Origin of the sequence: Enteroscipio rubneri (genome assembly GCF_963929405.1) — a bacterium.
GTDB classification, from domain to species: domain Bacteria; phylum Actinomycetota; class Coriobacteriia; order Coriobacteriales; family Eggerthellaceae; genus Enteroscipio; species Enteroscipio rubneri.
Map to the genome: position 1 here is coordinate 1351352 of NZ_CAWVIN010000003.1, position 16601 is coordinate 1367952.

The following is a 16601-nucleotide window of genomic DNA, read 5'->3' on the forward strand; positions in this document are numbered from 1 at the left end:
AGAAGGAAGGAGCCTCCTATGGCTCGGATTCACAAGGTAAAGGGCACCTGCGTGCCGGTCGAGTATCTCGTGCTCGGCATGATCGCAAACAACGTGTTCATCGTCTCGGATGATGAGGCCACCTTCGTGGTGGATCCCACGTGCAAGGCTGACGAGATACTCGACGCGCTCGGCGATCGCAAACTCGATGCCATCGTTTTGACGCACCGCCACTCCGACCACGTGGGAGCCGCCAAGGAACTGCGCGACAAGACCGGGGCCATCGTCATCGCTTCCGCTATCGATGCGCCCGTCATCTCGGGCCGGACGAAGCTGCCGCACGATGACATGCGCTTCGAGCCGTGCCCGGTCGACCACACGGTAAGCGATGGCGATATCGTCAAGATCGGGAACATGCCGTGGAAGGTGATTCTCACGCCGGGGCACACCGAGGGCGGCATCTGCCTCTTCCTCGATCCGCAGTTCGGTACCGATCCAGCAGGTGCGCCCGTGCTCGTTTCGGGCGATACGCTGTTCTGCGGCTCCATCGGACGCACCGACTTCCATGGCGGAGACATGAAGGCTATGCGGAAATCGCTCAAGCGTTTGGCTGCACTGCCTGACGAGACCGTCGTTCTTCCTGGGCACGAGGCGCTCACCAGGATAGGCGACGAGCGTCGGCGGGTCTTCGCGTTCTACGCCTAGGAGGTTACCGCCGGCCTCTGGCCGGCGGCTCTTGCGGCGCCAAGCGCTTGCCCATCGATGCGGCGATAGCTAGACACGCAGCGGCGAACAAGGCAAAGGCGGCGAATCCCGGCACGTAGGAGCCGAATGCGGCCAAGGATGCCGAGAGGACGAGCGGTGGGAAGAATCCGCCCAGACCGCCCCACATGGACACAATGCCGTTGGCCAAGCCGGCCTGCTTGCCGAAAGCGCTTGGCACGAGCTTGAACACCACGCCGTTGCCGATGCCGCACGCGGCGCCGATGAGGTAGATGCCCGCCAGGTACAGGGACAGCCCCGGCGCCGCGGCCAGCACGACCGCGCCTGCGATGTGCGCGGCGAACGTCCCGGCGAGCAATCGATGGCAGTCGAAGCGGTCGGCCAGCCATCCGCCCAGCACGCGAACAACGGCGGCCGTCACAATGAATGCTGAGGTGGCGATACCTGCCGTGACGCCGTCCAAGCCGTAGTGCGACGTGAGGAAATTCGGCAGGTACACGGTGAGTGCCACGAACGCTCCGAACGTGACGAAATAGAACAGCGAAAACTTCCACAAACGGCTATCGCGCCAGATGGCGCGCAACTGGCTCATAATGGGCGTCTTCGCACGCGGTTCGCTGCGGTCGCCCAGTGCAAAGTTCAGCACGGCGAATGCGGCCAGCAGTATGAGGTAGAGTTGCGCGGCCGCACGCCAGCCGAAGGCGGCCGCCGCCACGGGAGCGAGCCATGTGGTGAGGGCTGTGCCCACGTTGCCGAATCCGTACACGCCGTTTACAAAACCATGGCGCTCTTGCGGGTAGTAAGCAGGCAGCGAGGTTACGCCTATGGAGAATACCGCGCCGCCCAAACCGAGGAACACGCCGCCGACGAGCAATTCCTGCCAGGTTGTCGCAGAGCTGATGAGCCAGACCGGGGCCAGCAGTAGCACGAAGCTTGCCGTGAACATGACGCGGGCTCCCAGCAGGTCCGCGAGGTAGCCGAACGGCACCCGAAGCACGCTTCCCAACACCACGGGCACGGCCGTGAGCAGCGCGAGCTGGTTTTCGGGTATGGCGATATCCTGCTTGATGGCGGGCAGCAGCGACGACAGGATGACCCAGGCCATAAACCCCGCGATCAAATCGGCCGTCTGCAACGGCAGCTGGATTCTCGCCCTCATGTCCGCCTCCCCTCCCCGGTCGATCTCCTCGCAGGCACCCGTCCCTCATGACGATCCCCATAATCTACCATGATCAAGCGGCTCCGTGCATCTTTCGCCGACCCCTCGGCACGCCTTCATAAAAAGGCGTGGCGAAAGTCTTTCGGTTCCGCGGTTTTACGTTAAACTGATGATGTGCCGAATCGTTGCTTCGTTTTGTCGAGAGGGCGTTCATGACCATCGAGTGGGCTGCGTTTGTTGCCGAGCTCGCCTCCAACCCGGTGCTGGTGGCGGTGACCCTGCTGAATATCGGCGTCATCGTTGTCAACGGGGCGACCGATGCCCCCAATGCGATTGCCACAGTGGTTTCGACGCGCGCGATGAAGCCGAAGCATGCCATCGTCATGGCTGCCATCTGCAATTTTCTCGGACTTTTGGTTATATCGTTGTTTACGGCAGCCGTTGCGCACACCATTTTCAACATGGTCGACTTTGGGGGCGACGCCCGTCAATCGCTCATCGCGCTCATGGCGGCTATGGTTGCCATCATCGTATGGGGGGTCGCTGCCTGGTGGTTCGGCATTCCCACTTCGCAAAGCCATTCGCTTATTGCCGGGCTCACCGGAGCGGCCATCGCGCTGCAGGGCGGTTTCGGCGCCATCAACGGCGAGGAGTGGATCAAAGTGGTGTACGGCATTCTGCTGTCCACGCTTCTCGGCTTTTTCCTCGGGTGGTTCAATTCAAAGATCATCGGACGGCTGTGCGCCAACATGGATCGTCATAAGACGGCGTCCGTCTTCCGTTGGGCGCAGATCGTCTCGGGCGCAGGCGTCGCCTTTATGCACGGGGCGCAGGACGGACAGAAGTTCATGAGCATCTTCGTGCTGGCCATTATGCTGGCATCGGGCACGGACGGCGCCGAAAACATGGCGCTGCCTCTATGGCTTATGGTTTTTTGCGCTTTCAATATGGGACTCGGAACGGCTGTGGGAGGCGAGCGCATCATCAAGAGCGTCGGCCTCGACATGGTGAAGCTCGAGCCCTTCCAAGGCTTCGCCGCCAGCTGCGCGACATTTTTCTGTCTCATGCTATCCACGTTCGCCGGGCTGCCGGTGTCCACGACGCACACGAACACGACGGCCATCATGGGCGTGGGGGCGGCCAAGCGCAAGAGCGCGGTAAAGTGGGGGATTGCCGTCGATATGGTAAAAACGTGGGTGCTCACGTTCCCGGGCTGCGGTTTGCTCGGGTTCGTGTTCGCCCATCTGTTCTTGATGTTCTCGTAAGGAGGCCCCATGGGCAAGAAGAACAAGTTCGACTATTTCGCTGCGTTCGAGAAGCAAACGGAAGTTGCGGTTCGAGAGGCCGATCTGCTGATAGAGGCGATTGATGGATTCACCGAAGCCGAGGCGCTTGGGAACATCATGGAGCTGGCCCATACAATCGAGCATGAGGGAGACGAGATCAACCACGCAATCCTCAAGACGGTGGCCACCGATTTCATCACGCCCATCGATCGCGAGGATATCATCGGCCTCGCGCATGCGCTCGACAACATTGTCGACTTTATCGAAGACGTCATGCAGCGCTTCTACATGTACGACGTCCACTTCATGCATAACGATGCCCGCGAATTCGCCTGCCTCATCAAGAAGAGCTGTATGGCGCTCGACACGGCTATGGAGGACTTCCGCAATTTCAAGAAGTCGAAGAAGTTCAAGCAGCTCATCATCGATGTGAATACCTATGAGGAAGAGGCCGACCAGCATTTCATGAACGCGATTCGCAAGCTGCACACCGTCGATCGCGAGAACCCTATGCGCGTGCTGGTTTGGACGCAGATTTTCGAGCGCATGGAGAAGTGCTGTGACGCGTGCGAGCATGCTGCCGACACGATGAACACCATACTGCTCAAGAACGTGTAAGGGCGCGCTCATGGGCAAGGGCATGAAGAACGGCAAGCATGGCACGGACGGTGCGGCGGACTATTTCAACCTGTTTCAAAAGCAATCAGGGGCCGCCGTCACCGTAGCGGGCCTGCTGGTCAAGGTGATCGACGACTACGCTTCGCCTGAAAGCGTGCACGAGCACATGGAGCGCGCGCACGAGCTTGAGAACCGCAGCGACGAGTACTGCCATCAGGTGTACAAGCGCCTGGCTCGCGACTTCATGACGCCGATCGAGCGCGACGATATCATCGACATGACACGCGAACTCGATGACCTGATCGACCGGATCGAAGATGTGGTGCTGTGCTTCTACATGTACGACGTGCAAGCCATGCACGCCGAAGCGCGTGCGTTCGCCCGACTCGTTAAGAAAAGCTGCAAGGCGCTCGATCGGGCCATGGGCGAGTTCCGCAATTTCAAGAAGTCGAAAGAGTTCAAGCGTCTCGTCATTGACGTGAACACCTACGAAGAGGAAGCCGATCGGCTGTTTCGCGAGGTAAATCGCGCTCTGTACGGAGACAGCGGGGAAGAAGGCAAGAACTTGCTTGTGTGGTCTCAGATTTTCGGTCGGATGGAGCAATGCTGCGATGCATGCGAGCATGTGGCTGACACGATGCGCGGCATTCTGCTCAAGAACGCATAGCGGGATTGGACCGAGCGCGTGACGATGGAGCAGCACGGGGCTTCGCGCACAGGGCGGCATGAACGATGCGCCCGTGGAGCAACGTTGAAATGCGAAGGTCGCCTGCGCCGGTGATCAGCGACGGGGTTCGAATGGATCGGGGGGCTGGTCGTTCTCGCCTGCGCTGCCCATGATGCGGCGCAGCTCCTCGCGGTCGACGATGATGCGGTCGCTCGGATCTGCCGCATGCTCAACGGAAGCATCGCTTGGGGCTGTTCGCCCATCGGGTACTTCGAGCTCGCGCCCGCTTTTCGCATTCCGTTTCGGGACGACCTCGCCGTTCATGCGCGCCCAGAACGCGCGGAGCTTTTCGTAGCCCCGCCGCTCCTTATCGCGTTCCACCTTGCCTTTGGGCGGGCGCACTCGCCGCGCCACGGATTTTACCGGCTTGGCGACGGCGCTCGTCACCACATCCGAGTAATCGCGCGGCGGGCTGGTTCTCCATCCGAAGAACAGCGACGCGTAACGCAGTCCCAGCACGAGCACGGCGCAGGTTAGCGCCGCATACTGGTCAAGGATGTGGTTCTGCGCCATGAGGGCGTACGCGATCGAGCCGATGAGCGCCGCCGACCCATACAGAGCACCGGCTTGGAATGCCTCCGGCTCGCGGTTCATACAGATGTCGCGCAGAATGCCGCCGCCGACGGCGGTGATGGTACCCAGGATGACGGCTGGAACGATGTCGAGGCCGGCTGACAGGGCCTTTCCCACGCTGATGACGGCCCAGAGCGCGACCGAGAGGTTGTCGAGCAGGTCGACGACGGGATCAAGATAGGTGGCCAGCTTGCCGAAGAAGAACACGATGACGCCCGCCGCGGCCGCTGCCACGATGAGCGTGGGGCGCTGGAACGCGTAGATACCGTAGTTCTGCAGCAGCAGGTCACGCATGATGCCGCCTGCCAGACCGGTGATGATGGCGATGCAGACCACGCCGAAGATGTCGTAGCGGGCTCGCACAGCGCTCATGGCGCCGGACAGACCGCCGGTGAGCACGGCGGCGAGTTCGAGCCAGAAGGGGATGGTAAGGACAACCTCGAGCATGGAGTCTAGGCGTTTTCAGGAATGTCGTCGGCTTCACTGTCCTCAACCGAGACGAGCAGGGCGACGACGGGCTGTCCTGAGAAGTTCAAGTCGCCGGTGATGCGGCGCGCCGCTTCGACGTCGAATCCTTCCTGGTCGAATGCTGATATGCTCGGAGGAGCCTTCCTAAGCGCTTCGTCGTAGAGATCCCAGAATCCCTCCGTGCGAGCCTTTCCCGTGAAGGGATCTTCCCACGTGCGATGCTCATGGTTGTCGAAAACACTCTCCGTCAACTTTACGGGTCGATGGCTCATTGCGCGGAAGAACGAGTGCGGGCGCGCCAATCGCTCGATACGGCCGATGGCGGCGCGCTTCAAGCCGCGAGGGGAGTGGAACGCCTGCTGGGCGATGCGGAAGTCCTTCACGGCCGTTGCGAACAGATCGGCGGGTATCGCCTCGCCGTACACGGTGACCGCGACGTAGACGTACATCTTCGACACGACTCGCAGCACCAGATCACTCGCCTTGAGAATCTCCTCCGCGGGGTTGAACGCAGCAACGGTGGTCTCGCGCTTTTTGAACAGGACGAGTTCGTCGAGTTCGCTTTCGATGACGGCATGCACCTCGGATCCGTCTGCTCGGGTCAAACCCGGCTCGCCGGCGTCGCACGCCTCGTACTCGTTGAAGAATACGAAGGGGTGCGCTGTCGAGTCCAGCACGTAATGGCACAGGAATCCGAGTGCATACGCGCGACCGATGGGCCGTTCTACGCTGTCCAGCACCGACAACGAGCTTTTAAAGGCGGCCAGCAATTCGTTCGGACGCTTGTCGTGCATGGTGCTGCCCAGACGGTTATGCGCGCGCAGCCGCGGGCTGAGCACGGCGTAGAAGAGCGGATCGGGCCCTTGGTTGCCCAAGAGGAACGCTTCGGCTTCGTCGCGCGAGCCGCCGATCAGGCTGAAAAGCCGGTCGTAGACGTCGCGTCCAAAAGAGTCGTGGGTGATGATTGCCGGCATGCGATGACGCTCCGTTCCTTACCGTAAATTAACGAGTATCAACGGCCCTCATCATATACAATGTGCGGTGAGTTGTTAACCATCGGTTTGCTTTCAACATACTGCCGAGCGGGGATGGTCGGCACCCTGCGCGAGGGGCCTTTGCGCGCGCTCGGACGAGCGGCAGCAGAGAAGACGCGTCGGTGGGGTTTCGGCGCGAAAACGGCGATGCAAGTCCGAATGCGAAAGACGAGAGGCGCGGCCATGGCGGGCAAGCTGACGAAGCAGGAGAAAAGCTGGATTCTCTACGATGTGGGCAATTCGGCGTTCGTGCTGTTGGCCACGGCGCTCATTCCCGTGTACTTCGCCTCGATCGCCGAGCCCGGTTCGTCGGTCGTGGTGGCCTGGGGCTACGCCGAAACGGCGGCGTCGCTCGTACTGGCCCTGCTCATGCCCGTCCTGGGCAGCCTCGCCGACCTCAAGGGCAACAAGAAGAAGTTCTTCATCGGCACGGTGGGCACCGGTGCCATCGCGCTTGCAGCGCTTGGCATCCCCACGGCGGCGATGGCGTTCCTCGTGCTGTACGTGATCGCGTCCATCATGCTGAACGGCTCGATGGTGTTCTACGACGCGTTCCTCGTGGACGCCACCGACGACGAGCGCTACGACGAGGTGTCGTCGCAGGGCTATGCGTGGGGTTACATCGGCTCGTGCGTGCCGTTCATAGCGTGCCTGGCCGTGGTGCTGGGCGGGCCGACCATCGGCATCCCCATGGACGTGGGGATGAAGGTGGCATTCCTCATCACGGCTGTGTGGTGGGTGGCGTTCAGCATCCCGCTCATCAGGAACGTGCACCAGACGCATTTCAAAGAGCGCCCCGCGCATCTGATCCGCGACACGTTCGGCGGCCTGGCGCGCACGCTCAAGCGCATCTTCAAGGACAAGCGGCTGCGCTACTTCATGCTGGCGTTCTTCTGCTACATCGACGGCGTGCACACCATTATCAAGATGTCCACGAGCTACGGTACCGACCTGGGCATCGACGCGACGCAGCTCGTGCTAGCGCTGCTGGTGACGCAGTTCGTGGCGTTCCCGTCGGCCATCGCCTACGGGCGGCTGTCCACGAGGTTCGGCACGAAGCGCATGCTGCTGGTGGCCATCGGCGCGTACTTCTGCATCACGCTGTTCGCGGCGTTCTTCCTGCGCGAGGCCGTGGAGTTCTGGATCCTCGCCATCTGCGTAGGCCTGTTCCAAGGCGGCATCCAGGCGCTGTCGCGCAGCGAGTTCGGCAAGCTCATCCCCAAGGAGCACGCGAACGAGTACTACGGCTTCTTCGACATCTTCGGCAAGTACGCCGCCGTCATGGGCACGTTTCTGGTGAGCGTGTTCACTCAGATCACCGGCAACTCGTCCATGGGCGTGCTGTCCATAGCCGTGCTGTTTGTGCTGGGCTTCGTGCTGCTGTGGCGGATGCCGGAGAAGGGGTAGGGCGACGCGCTTGCCCGAGGGCGTTCGGGATGTTCGGTTCGCCGAGCTCGATGAGCTATGCAGAGGTGGCGAACGGCCGTAGCTCGTCGTATCATGGTGAGGTCAGCCGCTTGAGAGAGGTTTCTTTCGTATGATCACCGTCGCCGACATACTTGCGTTGCCGGCGTTCGCGCAGGTGCGGCCTCTCACGCGGCGCGCAAGGTCCAAGGTTCGCGAGGTGCGCAACGTGGGCATTCTCGACTGTCCTCCCGATAAGGACGACGGGTACCTGTCCTATGTGCCCGGCGAATTCATCGTGTCGAACCTCGGCTTCGCACGTGACGATCCCGAGCTATCCGAACGATCGTTGCTGGTGCTCATCGCGCGAGGCGTGTCGGCTATCGCGCTGAAGCAGGTGTATAGTCCCATCGTGAGCGAGCGCGTCGTGGACGCTGCCGAGGAGGCGGGGATTCCGCTCTACCTCTATGATGGGGCATATCATGAAGTGGTGGCCTACCAGGCGCTCGATCTTATCCGCCGCGATGCCGAGCAATCGGACAAAGGGCGCATTTTGGACGGCCTTTTGTCCGGCCACGATGCTCAGGCGACGCGTGCGGCGCTATTCGAGCTGGCGGGCGTAACGGGTTCCACGGTGCAATGCGTCGCCGTGGCGCCGCAGGGGACTGACGATTGTTCGTTGTATGCGACTCTTGATGCGCTGACCGCGGTGCTTGACGGCTTCGAGCACGACTGGGATGTGGCGGAAGCCGTGTACGCCTTTCGCCATCACGGCGCGCTCCTCGCGTTCGTCTCGTACGCGCAGCCGCCTGCAGGCGTGCGCACGCGTTCCGAAAGCGATCTTGTGACGCGCCTTCTTGCCATAGGTTCGGTGTTGCTTGGGGTGGGCGAGGAGACGCCGCTGTCGGACGGCGACATGAGCGTGCGCGAGGCGCTTGCTGCACTCAAGACGGCTCGGATTGAGGGCCGGGGCGCCGTGCGTTGGGCTGACTTGCATCACGACGCGTTCCGTGCGGCAGCGTGCGAGGGCCGTCTGTTCTGGCGCACGGCGGCTCTCCATCGCGCGCTGCTGGAGGAGCACGACGACATCAACGGCACCGAGTTTGCTGCCACGTGCGAGGCTGTCGCGCGGTCCTACGGCGATCTGCGCCTGGCGGCCGAGGCGCTTTGCCAGCACCCGAACACGGTTCGCTACCGTCTGCGCAAGGCGAAGAACGTGCTGGGAATGCCTGACTCCCCTGATCGCGAGTTTGCCTTTCTGCTGGGCCTAGTGTATTTGGACCACACGAACCCGCTGCTGCCGCGCTGAGCGATCTCGGGCGACGGCTCTCGGCGACGACTTGCTACCGCCTGCCAGCTTCCGCCCGGCTTCTCCAAGGCGACGGCTGCAGCTCGCTTAGGGTCGCTCGGCGCCGGGCCGCGTCAGTGTGCCAGGTCCGTCTTGTCCGATCGGACAAGACGGACGGCCGAAGTTCTCCTATCGTCCAAATACACTGCTCCTTCCGGCACGTAAGCTAGGTACGTCGAGAAGGAAGGAGCATCTCATGTTTGGAAACCTGAACGAGCAAGCCGCGTCCGCCCTGCTGTCGCTGGACTCCGGCGATCTGTCGTACTGCCTGAAGCTAGCGAAGCGCTTCGAGCATCTGGGCATCGAACGCGAGCGGGCTAGCAGCGCGCTTTGCACCCTCGTCGAGAAAGGCGAGCTCGAGAGCATATACCAAGCTGGGTAGAGCTGTCGGCGCTTGATGCGGTCCGCGCACTCCGAAGACGCGCCGAGCTCCCGTAATAGTCTTTGAGCGCGAGAGAGAACGTGAATTCTGTCAAGAAAACGAGGTATGGGAGCCTCGGAGGACATTGCGGCTTCCGAGGCTCTCATCTACGATGCCGCGACCTGGACTTATGCGAGGTATTACGCCGATATGCAAAGTATTGCGCTGCTGCGATCACTGTCAAAGGGGGGTTGGTGTTCCCATACCTCGTTTTTCTTGCAGAATTCGCCTTTCAAGGTGCGCTCAAAGGGGATCAGTGCGCTTGAAATGATTATTCGGGCAATCTTCGGCCCGAACGAGTGCGGCGTACGATGCTGAGGTATGCGCTTTGGCCGAAGATCCGGCTCGGGGCAAGGTCGGCCATTTACATTCCCCGTGAAAAAACGCCTGTTCGTGGGTGTTTTGGATGTAGGACGGCGGGCTCTTTGGTATAGTGAACGCTCGATTGGGTTCACTGTCAAAAGAAAGATAGCCATGTCGCTAATCGTATGCAAATTCGGAGGCACGTCCGTCGCCTCGCCCGAGCGCATCCAGATGGTTGCGAAGCGGCTCATCGCGCGCAAGCAGGCAGGCCATGATGTCGTCGCCGTAGTGTCCGCTATGGGTAAGACGACCGATGAGCTGGTCGGGCTGGCAAGCGCGCTCAACGACAACCCGCCGGCGCGTGAGATGGACCGTCTGCTGTCCACCGGCGAGCAGGTGTCCATGACGCTTCTGGCTATGGCCATCGAAGCGCGCGGCTACAAGGCCATGAGTTTTACAGGTCGCCAGGCCGGCATCGAGACGGACGGCATGCACGCCAAAGCTAAAATCGTGAAGGTGCACAACGAGCGTATCATGGAAGCCGTTAACAGGGGCATGATCGCGGTTGTCGCAGGCTTCCAGGGGATCGACGCCCACGGCGATATCACCACGCTCGGGCGCGGCGGATCGGATACGACGGCCGTCGCGGTTGCTTGGGGGATCGGGGCGGACGTCTGCGAGATCTACTCCGACGTGGACGGCGTGTACACAGCCGATCCGCGCGTGTGCCCACGTGCCAAGAAGCTCGATGTCATCAGGTATGACGACATGCTGGAGCTCTCCAGCTCGGGCGCGGGCGTGTTGCAGATGCGCGCTGTGGAGTTCGCGCGCAAGTTCAACGTGGTCATCCATTCGCGCTCGGCGTTCTCGGATGCCGAAGGCACCTATATCAAGGAGGAAACCGACATGATGGAGGAAGCCGTCATCACTGGCATCGCCCATGACACATCCGAGGTGAAGTTCACCATCCGCGGCGTGCCCGACATGACCGGCGTGGCCGCGAAGGTGTTCTCGGCATTGGCGGGCAACGCCGTGAGCGTCGACATGATCATCCAGAACATTTCGGAAGCCGGCATCACGGACATCAGCTTTACCTGCCCCGGTGCCGACATGAAGCGAGCGCGTGAAACGGTGGAGCGCATCCTGCCCGACATTAAAGCGCGCGATTACGACGTGGACGAGGACATTGCAAAGGTGAGCCTCGTGGGAACGGGCATGAAGTCGTCGCCCGGTGTGGCGGCGCGCGCATTCTCGACGCTCGGCGAAAACCATATCAACATCCTGGCCATCTCCACCTCGCCCATCCGCCTGTCGGTGGTGGTGGACGGTGCGCAGGCCGCGGCGGCCGTACGCTGCCTGCATACGGCGTTCGACCTGGATAGCGACAGCGTGTTCGAGGAGACGCAACTCTCCGCCGAGGAGATCGCGGCGAAGATGAACAAGGGACGTTGACGTTCCGCCGTTCTGCCGAACGGCGGAACGGCTCGACGCTGCGAAGGACCGGCGCGCGCCGCCTTCGCGCGATCCCGGCGGCTCGCGTACCGAAGTACGCTTCGCCTCCGCGATCCCACGAATTCGGCGCCCCGACTCCTCTCGCTGACTGACTACGCCAACCTGGAAACAACCTGGGGAAAGGGAGAACTGCTATGACTTGGACAAAGAAGATGCCGGCGAATCCGGTGGTGGCGATAGCGGGTGCGACGGGCGCAGTGGGCGCTGAGTTCCTGCAGGTGCTGCACGACGTGGACTTCCCGGCGAGCGAGGTGCGGGCACTGGCGTCGGCGCGCTCGGCGGGCAAGAGGCTGCCCTTCGCGGGCTGCGGCCAGGTGCCGGCGGGCGAGCTTGTGGTGCAGGAAATGACGCCGGAGTCGTTCGCGGGCGTGGACATCGCGCTGTTCTCCTGCGGAGCCGGCCTGTCGAAGCAGATGCGCCAGGCTGTGGTGGATGCAGGTGCCGTGATGATCGACAACTCCAGCGCGTTCCGCATGGACGAGGACGTGCCGCTGGTGGTGCCCGAGGTGAACCCGGGCGACGTGGCCTGGCACAACGGCGTCATCGCGAACCCGAACTGCTCCACCATCCAGATGGTGGTGGCGCTGAAGCCGCTCTACGACCTCTCTCCCATCACGCGCGTGGTGGTGTCCACCTACCAGGCGGCCAGCGGCGGCGGCGCGCCGGCCATGGCCGAGCTGTACGACCAGACCAAGGCGTTCCTCGACGGCACGCCGGAGGACGAGCTGGAGGTGAAGGTGTTCCAGCACCGCATCGCGTTCAACTGCATCCCGCACATCGACGTGTTCCTGGACGACGATTCCACCAAGGAAGAGTGGAAGATGGTCGTGGAGACGAAGAAGATCATGGGCGACCAGGGCATCAAGGTGGCCGCCACCTGCGTGCGCGTGCCCGTGCTGCGCTGCCATGCGGAGTCGGTGAACGTGGAGTTCGCCGGCGACGTGGGCGTGGAGGCCGCGCGGGCCGCCCTCGCGGCGACCGACGGCATCACGGTCATGGACGACTGCGCCACGAACACCTATCCCATGCCGGGCATCCTGGCCGGCACCGACGACACCTACGTCGGCCGCCTGCGCCGCGACGACACGGTGGAGCACGGGCTGGCCATGTGGGTGGTGGCCGACCAGATCCGCAAGGGCGCCGCGCTCAACGCCGTGCAGATCGCCCAGCTGCTGCTGCCGTAGGGCAGCGCTCGCCTGCGTCCGCCCAGCGGAGCCGGCCCGCCATGCGGCTCGGTTCCGCTTCGGCCGCATCGTCGCCCCGCGCGAGGCTGGCGACGTTCAACTTTGACTCGAACCGACCCGGCTGCCGCGCGTGCGCAGTCGTGTTCTGCGTGCGCGGCGGGCTATTTTGCGCTACCATGTCAAGGAGATGCCGGATGGCGAAAGATGGGGATTTGGCGCATATACCAAGCAACGACCAGGGGATCTTGGCCTCGCAGGGGGCCTCTCTTCGTGCGGAAGTGCCCGCTGCGGCCGGGTCCGCCTCGCCGCTCACGCGCCGCCGCTTCCTGGCTATCTCGGCGATCGGCCTGGCGACAGCCTTCGCTCCCTTCGCGCTTCCCGGTTGCTCCACCAGCAAGAACATCGTCGTTGATGCGGCGGACGACGTGGAGGTCGACACCCGGCTCACGTTCTTCGGATTCAAGTACGAGTCGATCAACGTCATGACCATTGAGGACATTCTGCGCGATTACATGGACTGCCATCCGAACGTGTCCGTATCCTACGAGGGCATCAAGAGCCGGCCGTACTACGAGGCGCTCGTGAAGCGCCTGGATTCCGGCACTGGCGACGACGTGTTCATGATCGACCACGATACGGCGCTGTCGTTCGAGAAGAAGGGCTACCTGGCCGACCTGGCCGATCTGCCCTCCATCCCCGCGTTCAGCAAGCTTGCCTTGGACCAGATGGAGGCCGAGGGAGCCATCCTGTACGTGCCGACGTCCGTCTCGGCGTTCGGCCTGTACTGCAACACCGACCTGCTGGCCGCGCATGGCATCGAGGCGCCGCGCACGCTGGCGGAGTTCGAGCGCGCCTGCGATGCGTTCCTCGCCGACGGCGTCACGCCGCTCGTGGCGAACAACGACATCTCGCTCAAGACGCTCGCCATCGCACGGGGCATGGCGGAAGTGTACGCCGCCGACAACGTGCGTGAGCGTGTCGCCGCCCTGAGCGCCGATCCCGATGCGCTGGCCGCGCAGCTGCGCCCCGGTTTGGAGCTGGTGGAGCGGATCGTGGAGCGCGGCTACGTGGACGCGGGCACGGCCCTGGAAACGGAGAAGACCTCCGACGACCTGGACCAGTTCGCCACCGGCCGCTACCCGTTCATGCTCACGGGCGCTTGGGCCTCGGTGCGCGTGCACGATATGGCGCCGGACCTGGCGTACGAGGTGCATCCCTATCCGGTCCTCGAAGACCGGCCCGTGCTCGTGGTCAACGTCGACACACGGGTGAGCGTGAACGCGAACAGCGCCCATCTCGAAGAGGCCAAGGAGTTCGCGGCCTTCCTCACCCAGCCATCCGCCATCGAGCGCTTCGCGAACAGCCAGTGCTCGTTCAGCCCGCTGGAGGGCAACGCCGCCCCCGACGACGCCTCGCTGCTGCCGTTGTCCGGGGCGTTCGCCGCGGGCGCGGTCGTGGGCGCGGACGACAACATCCTGCTGCCCGTCTGGGGCGCGCTGCGCGAAAGCGTGGTGTCGCTGCTCGGGGGAGCGACGGCTGACCAAGCTGAGAACCAGCTGCGCGACCTGTTGGCCGAGGGGGAGGATGCGTCCTGATGAAGTCGCGGAAGACGCTCATCTCGATCCTCGTGGCGCTGGTGTCCGTGGCCGTGATCGCCGGTTCGGCGCTGTTCTCGCGCTTTGTGCAGGACTCGCTGTGGGAGAAGTCCGTGACGGACGTGCTGGAAGTGACGGCGCAGGGCCAGCATGCGCTGGACACGTACTTCGAGAAGGATCTGGACACGCTCGACCTGTTCGCCGCCGAATTGTCCGTGCAGCGTCACGATGACGAGGCCCGTCTGATCGAGAAGCTGGCGCTGTTCGGCATGGACGACGACGGAACGGTGTACGTCTGCGTCGACTTGGATACGGGCACGGTGCACCGCACGGACAACGCCAACGCGGCGAGGCTTACCGACGAGCAGATGGCCTCGACCGCCGCGGCCGACGATCGGGGCGTGCTGGAGCCGTTTTTGGACGAGCGCACGGGCGGCAACATGATCGGGGTGTACGAGCGCTTCACGTTCTCCGACGGCACGCCGGGCATCGTGCGCAAGGCCCGTCCACTCGGCGATGTGGAGGAGCGGTTCTCGCTGTCGTTCTATAACGACAGCGGCTTCTCATACGTGGTCAACGACGAAGGCGATGTGGTCATGCGATCGCAGCATCGCGATAGCAATCGCACGTTCGCCAACATCTACGACATCGTGGGCTTCGAGGGCAACGATCAGGCGGATGTGGAATCGTTCCGCACCGCGCTCAAGCAGAACGCACGCGGCGTGGCGCTGTTCTCGTACCGGGGAGAGGAGTACGTGTTCTGCTATTCGCCGCTGGAGGGCACGGACGGCTGGGACGTGGTGTCCATCATCCCGAACGACGTGATCATGGAACAGGCCAACGCCATCATCAACGCTACGCTGCTTCTGTGCCTGGTCATCATCGCGGGGTTGGGCGTCGTGCTGGCGGTGTACTGGCGTGGCAGCCGCGCGCATCGCAAGGAGATCGAGCATATGGCGTTCTACGACGGTCTCACGGGGTTGTTCAGCGCAGACAAGTTTGCGCTAGAGGGCGATGCGCGGCTGGCGGAGCGCACGAAGGCCGATGGTGCCGGCGGAGGCGCGGCGGGCGGCGTGGCCGCGGTGTGCATCGACATCGACAACTTCAAGCTCATCAACGATGTGGACGGCTACCTGCGCGGCGACGAGGTACTGCGGGAATTCGCCACCATCCTGCGCGACGAAGCGGGGAAGGACGGCATCGCGGCGCGCCTATCTGCAGACTATTTCCTGTTGCTGCTGCCGTACGCGCGCCGCGAGGACGCGCTGGACGCCTGCAAGCGCATAGCTGAGCGGGCGCGCGCCATCATGGGCAACGGCAAGCCGCTTGCCCTGCATGTCGGCCTGTGCTGTTCGGAGGACGCGCCCGATGCACGCGACGTCACCGAACTCATGGACCGTGCGCGGATCGCCCAGACGGAGGCACGCAAGCAAGGCGCCACCCCGTGCGCCTACAGCAAGCCCATGCGCGACGCGCTGCTGCGCCGGGCCGACCTGGAGCGCTCGATGGAGGGCGCGCTGGAGCACGGCGAGTTCTTCCACCTCGTGCAGCCGAAGTACGACGTGACGGGTACGCGCGTGCTGGGCGGAGAGGCGCTCGTGCGCTGGAGCCGTCCCGACGAAGGCATCGTGGGGCCCGACGAGTTCATCCCGCTGTTCGAGCAGAACGGTTTCATCCTGCGGCTCGACGAGTTCGTGTTCGAGAGCGTATGCCGCAACCTGCGCGCACGCTTGGATGCCGGGCTGCCCGTGGTGCCGATCTCGGTGAACGTGTCCCGCCTGCACCTGCACCGCCCCGACTTCCTGTCCACGTACGTGCGCATCAAGGACGAGCACGGCATCCCCGACGGGCTATGCGAGCTGGAGCTGACGGAGAGCATCGTCATCGAGGACCTGCACGGCATGTTCGACATCACGGAGGGCATGCGCCGTGCCGGGTTCCGCTGCGCTATCGACGACTTTGGCTCGGGCCAGTCGTCGCTTAACGTGCTGAAGGACCTGCCTGCCGACGTGCTGAAGCTCGATCGCGACTTCCTGCTGGAGGGATCACTTCCCGGCACGGAGGAAACGGTGGTGCGCACGGTCATCACCATGGCCAAGGAGCTGCGCATGGACACGGTCATGGAGGGCGTGGAAACGCCGAAGCAGCTGGCGTTCCTGCGCACGACGGCGTGCGACATGGTGCAGGGCTTCGTGTTCTCGCGTCCCGTGCCTCCCGAGGAGTTCTATCGGCTGCTGGACGAGAACGCGGAATGAGCGCGATCGGGG

At 63.2% G+C, this 16601-nt stretch carries 14 protein-coding genes; 11 read left to right on the plus strand and 3 right to left on the minus strand.

All coding sequences use genetic code 11. The features are described 5' to 3' along the window. Positions 1–18: 18 nt before the first annotated feature. Positions 19–684 carry an MBL fold metallo-hydrolase gene (locus tag ABGT83_RS12550; RefSeq protein WP_103263885.1) on the plus strand — a complete coding sequence of 222 codons (666 nt, stop codon included), beginning with the start codon at positions 19–21 and terminating at the stop codon, positions 682–684. Positions 685–688: 4 nt separating this feature from the next. Here the strand turns inward: ABGT83_RS12550 and ABGT83_RS12555 are convergent, their stop codons facing one another. After that, positions 689–1861 (minus strand): MFS transporter, encoded by a 1173-nt coding sequence (locus ABGT83_RS12555; protein WP_103263886.1) that lies wholly within the window; start codon positions 1859–1861, stop codon positions 689–691. A 212-nt stretch (positions 1862–2073) separates the two neighbouring features. Here ABGT83_RS12555 and ABGT83_RS12560 point away from each other — a divergent pair, with 212 nt between their 5' ends. The 3 genes from ABGT83_RS12560 to ABGT83_RS12570 are packed head-to-tail and all read left to right on the plus strand — an operon-like array spanning position 2074 to position 4432. Further along, on the plus strand, positions 2074–3126 hold the full coding sequence (locus ABGT83_RS12560; protein ID WP_103263887.1) for an inorganic phosphate transporter: 1053 nt from the start codon (positions 2074–2076) through the stop codon (positions 3124–3126). Positions 3127–3135: 9 nt separating this feature from the next. Continuing rightward, entirely contained in the window at positions 3136–3765 is a 630-nt protein-coding gene (locus tag ABGT83_RS12565; RefSeq protein WP_103263888.1) for a DUF47 domain-containing protein, read from the plus strand. A 10-nt stretch (positions 3766–3775) separates the two neighbouring features. Continuing rightward, positions 3776–4432, plus strand: coding sequence for a DUF47 domain-containing protein (locus ABGT83_RS12570; protein ID WP_346687902.1), 657 nt, complete (start codon positions 3776–3778; stop codon positions 4430–4432). 114 nt (positions 4433–4546) lie between these two features. On the opposite strand, the gene ABGT83_RS12575 is transcribed toward ABGT83_RS12570, so the two are convergent. Together ABGT83_RS12575 and ABGT83_RS12580 are read right to left on the minus strand one after the other, a co-directional pair. After that, the gene (locus ABGT83_RS12575; protein ID WP_103263889.1) at positions 4547–5512 is read right to left on the minus strand and encodes a trimeric intracellular cation channel family protein; all 966 of its coding nucleotides are present in this window, start codon (positions 5510–5512) and stop codon (positions 4547–4549) included. 5 nt (positions 5513–5517) lie between these two features. Then, a complete protein-coding gene (locus tag ABGT83_RS12580; RefSeq protein ID WP_103263890.1) occupies positions 5518–6507 on the minus strand; it encodes a zinc dependent phospholipase C family protein in 990 nt (329 codons plus the stop codon). Between the two features lie 243 nt (positions 6508–6750). Here ABGT83_RS12580 and ABGT83_RS12585 point away from each other — a divergent pair, with 243 nt between their 5' ends. From ABGT83_RS12585 to ABGT83_RS12615, 7 genes are all read left to right on the plus strand, one after another. Beyond that, positions 6751–7974 carry an MFS transporter gene (locus ABGT83_RS12585; RefSeq protein WP_346687905.1) on the plus strand — a complete coding sequence of 408 codons (1224 nt, stop codon included), beginning with the start codon at positions 6751–6753 and terminating at the stop codon, positions 7972–7974. A gap of 130 nt (positions 7975–8104) precedes the next feature. Continuing rightward, on the plus strand, positions 8105–9280 hold the full coding sequence (locus ABGT83_RS12590; RefSeq protein ID WP_346687906.1) for a helix-turn-helix domain-containing protein: 1176 nt from the start codon (positions 8105–8107) through the stop codon (positions 9278–9280). 235 nt (positions 9281–9515) lie between these two features. Further along, positions 9516–9701, plus strand: a complete 186-nt coding sequence (locus ABGT83_RS12595) for a hypothetical protein (protein WP_346687908.1) — start codon at positions 9516–9518, stop codon at positions 9699–9701. Positions 9702–10214: 513 nt separating this feature from the next. Beyond that, a complete protein-coding gene (locus ABGT83_RS12600; RefSeq protein WP_346687910.1) occupies positions 10215–11495 on the plus strand; it encodes an aspartate kinase in 1281 nt (426 codons plus the stop codon). A 194-nt stretch (positions 11496–11689) separates the two neighbouring features. Further along, positions 11690–12739: an aspartate-semialdehyde dehydrogenase gene (locus tag ABGT83_RS12605; protein ID WP_346687912.1), complete on the plus strand. Its 1050-nt coding sequence runs from the start codon at positions 11690–11692 to the stop codon at positions 12737–12739. Between the two features lie 194 nt (positions 12740–12933). After that, positions 12934–14334 carry an ABC transporter substrate-binding protein gene (locus ABGT83_RS12610; protein ID WP_346687914.1) on the plus strand — a complete coding sequence of 467 codons (1401 nt, stop codon included), beginning with the start codon at positions 12934–12936 and terminating at the stop codon, positions 14332–14334. Beyond that, positions 14334–16589 carry a bifunctional diguanylate cyclase/phosphodiesterase gene (locus ABGT83_RS12615; RefSeq protein WP_346687915.1) on the plus strand — a complete coding sequence of 752 codons (2256 nt, stop codon included), beginning with the start codon at positions 14334–14336 and terminating at the stop codon, positions 16587–16589. Before ABGT83_RS12610 ends, ABGT83_RS12615 begins: the two co-directional genes overlap by 1 nt. Positions 16590–16601: the final 12 nt, after the last annotated feature.

Coding starts and splice junctions, on each gene's coding strand:
- ABGT83_RS12550 (WP_103263885.1), top strand. CDS start 19: ATGGCTCGGATTCACAAGGTAAAGGGCACCTGCGTGCCGGTCGAGTAT.
- ABGT83_RS12555 (WP_103263886.1), bottom strand. CDS start 1,861: ATGAGGGCGAGAATCCAGCTGCCGTTGCAGACGGCCGATTTGATCGCG.
- ABGT83_RS12560 (WP_103263887.1), top strand. CDS start 2,074: ATGACCATCGAGTGGGCTGCGTTTGTTGCCGAGCTCGCCTCCAACCCG.
- ABGT83_RS12565 (WP_103263888.1), top strand. CDS start 3,136: ATGGGCAAGAAGAACAAGTTCGACTATTTCGCTGCGTTCGAGAAGCAA.
- ABGT83_RS12570 (WP_346687902.1), top strand. CDS start 3,776: ATGGGCAAGGGCATGAAGAACGGCAAGCATGGCACGGACGGTGCGGCG.
- ABGT83_RS12575 (WP_103263889.1), bottom strand. CDS start 5,512: ATGCTCGAGGTTGTCCTTACCATCCCCTTCTGGCTCGAACTCGCCGCC.
- ABGT83_RS12580 (WP_103263890.1), bottom strand. CDS start 6,507: ATGCCGGCAATCATCACCCACGACTCTTTTGGACGCGACGTCTACGAC.
- ABGT83_RS12585 (WP_346687905.1), top strand. CDS start 6,751: ATGGCGGGCAAGCTGACGAAGCAGGAGAAAAGCTGGATTCTCTACGAT.
- ABGT83_RS12590 (WP_346687906.1), top strand. CDS start 8,105: ATGATCACCGTCGCCGACATACTTGCGTTGCCGGCGTTCGCGCAGGTG.
- ABGT83_RS12595 (WP_346687908.1), top strand. CDS start 9,516: ATGTTTGGAAACCTGAACGAGCAAGCCGCGTCCGCCCTGCTGTCGCTG.
- ABGT83_RS12600 (WP_346687910.1), top strand. CDS start 10,215: ATGTCGCTAATCGTATGCAAATTCGGAGGCACGTCCGTCGCCTCGCCC.
- ABGT83_RS12605 (WP_346687912.1), top strand. CDS start 11,690: ATGACTTGGACAAAGAAGATGCCGGCGAATCCGGTGGTGGCGATAGCG.
- ABGT83_RS12610 (WP_346687914.1), top strand. CDS start 12,934: ATGGCGAAAGATGGGGATTTGGCGCATATACCAAGCAACGACCAGGGG.
- ABGT83_RS12615 (WP_346687915.1), top strand. CDS start 14,334: ATGAAGTCGCGGAAGACGCTCATCTCGATCCTCGTGGCGCTGGTGTCC.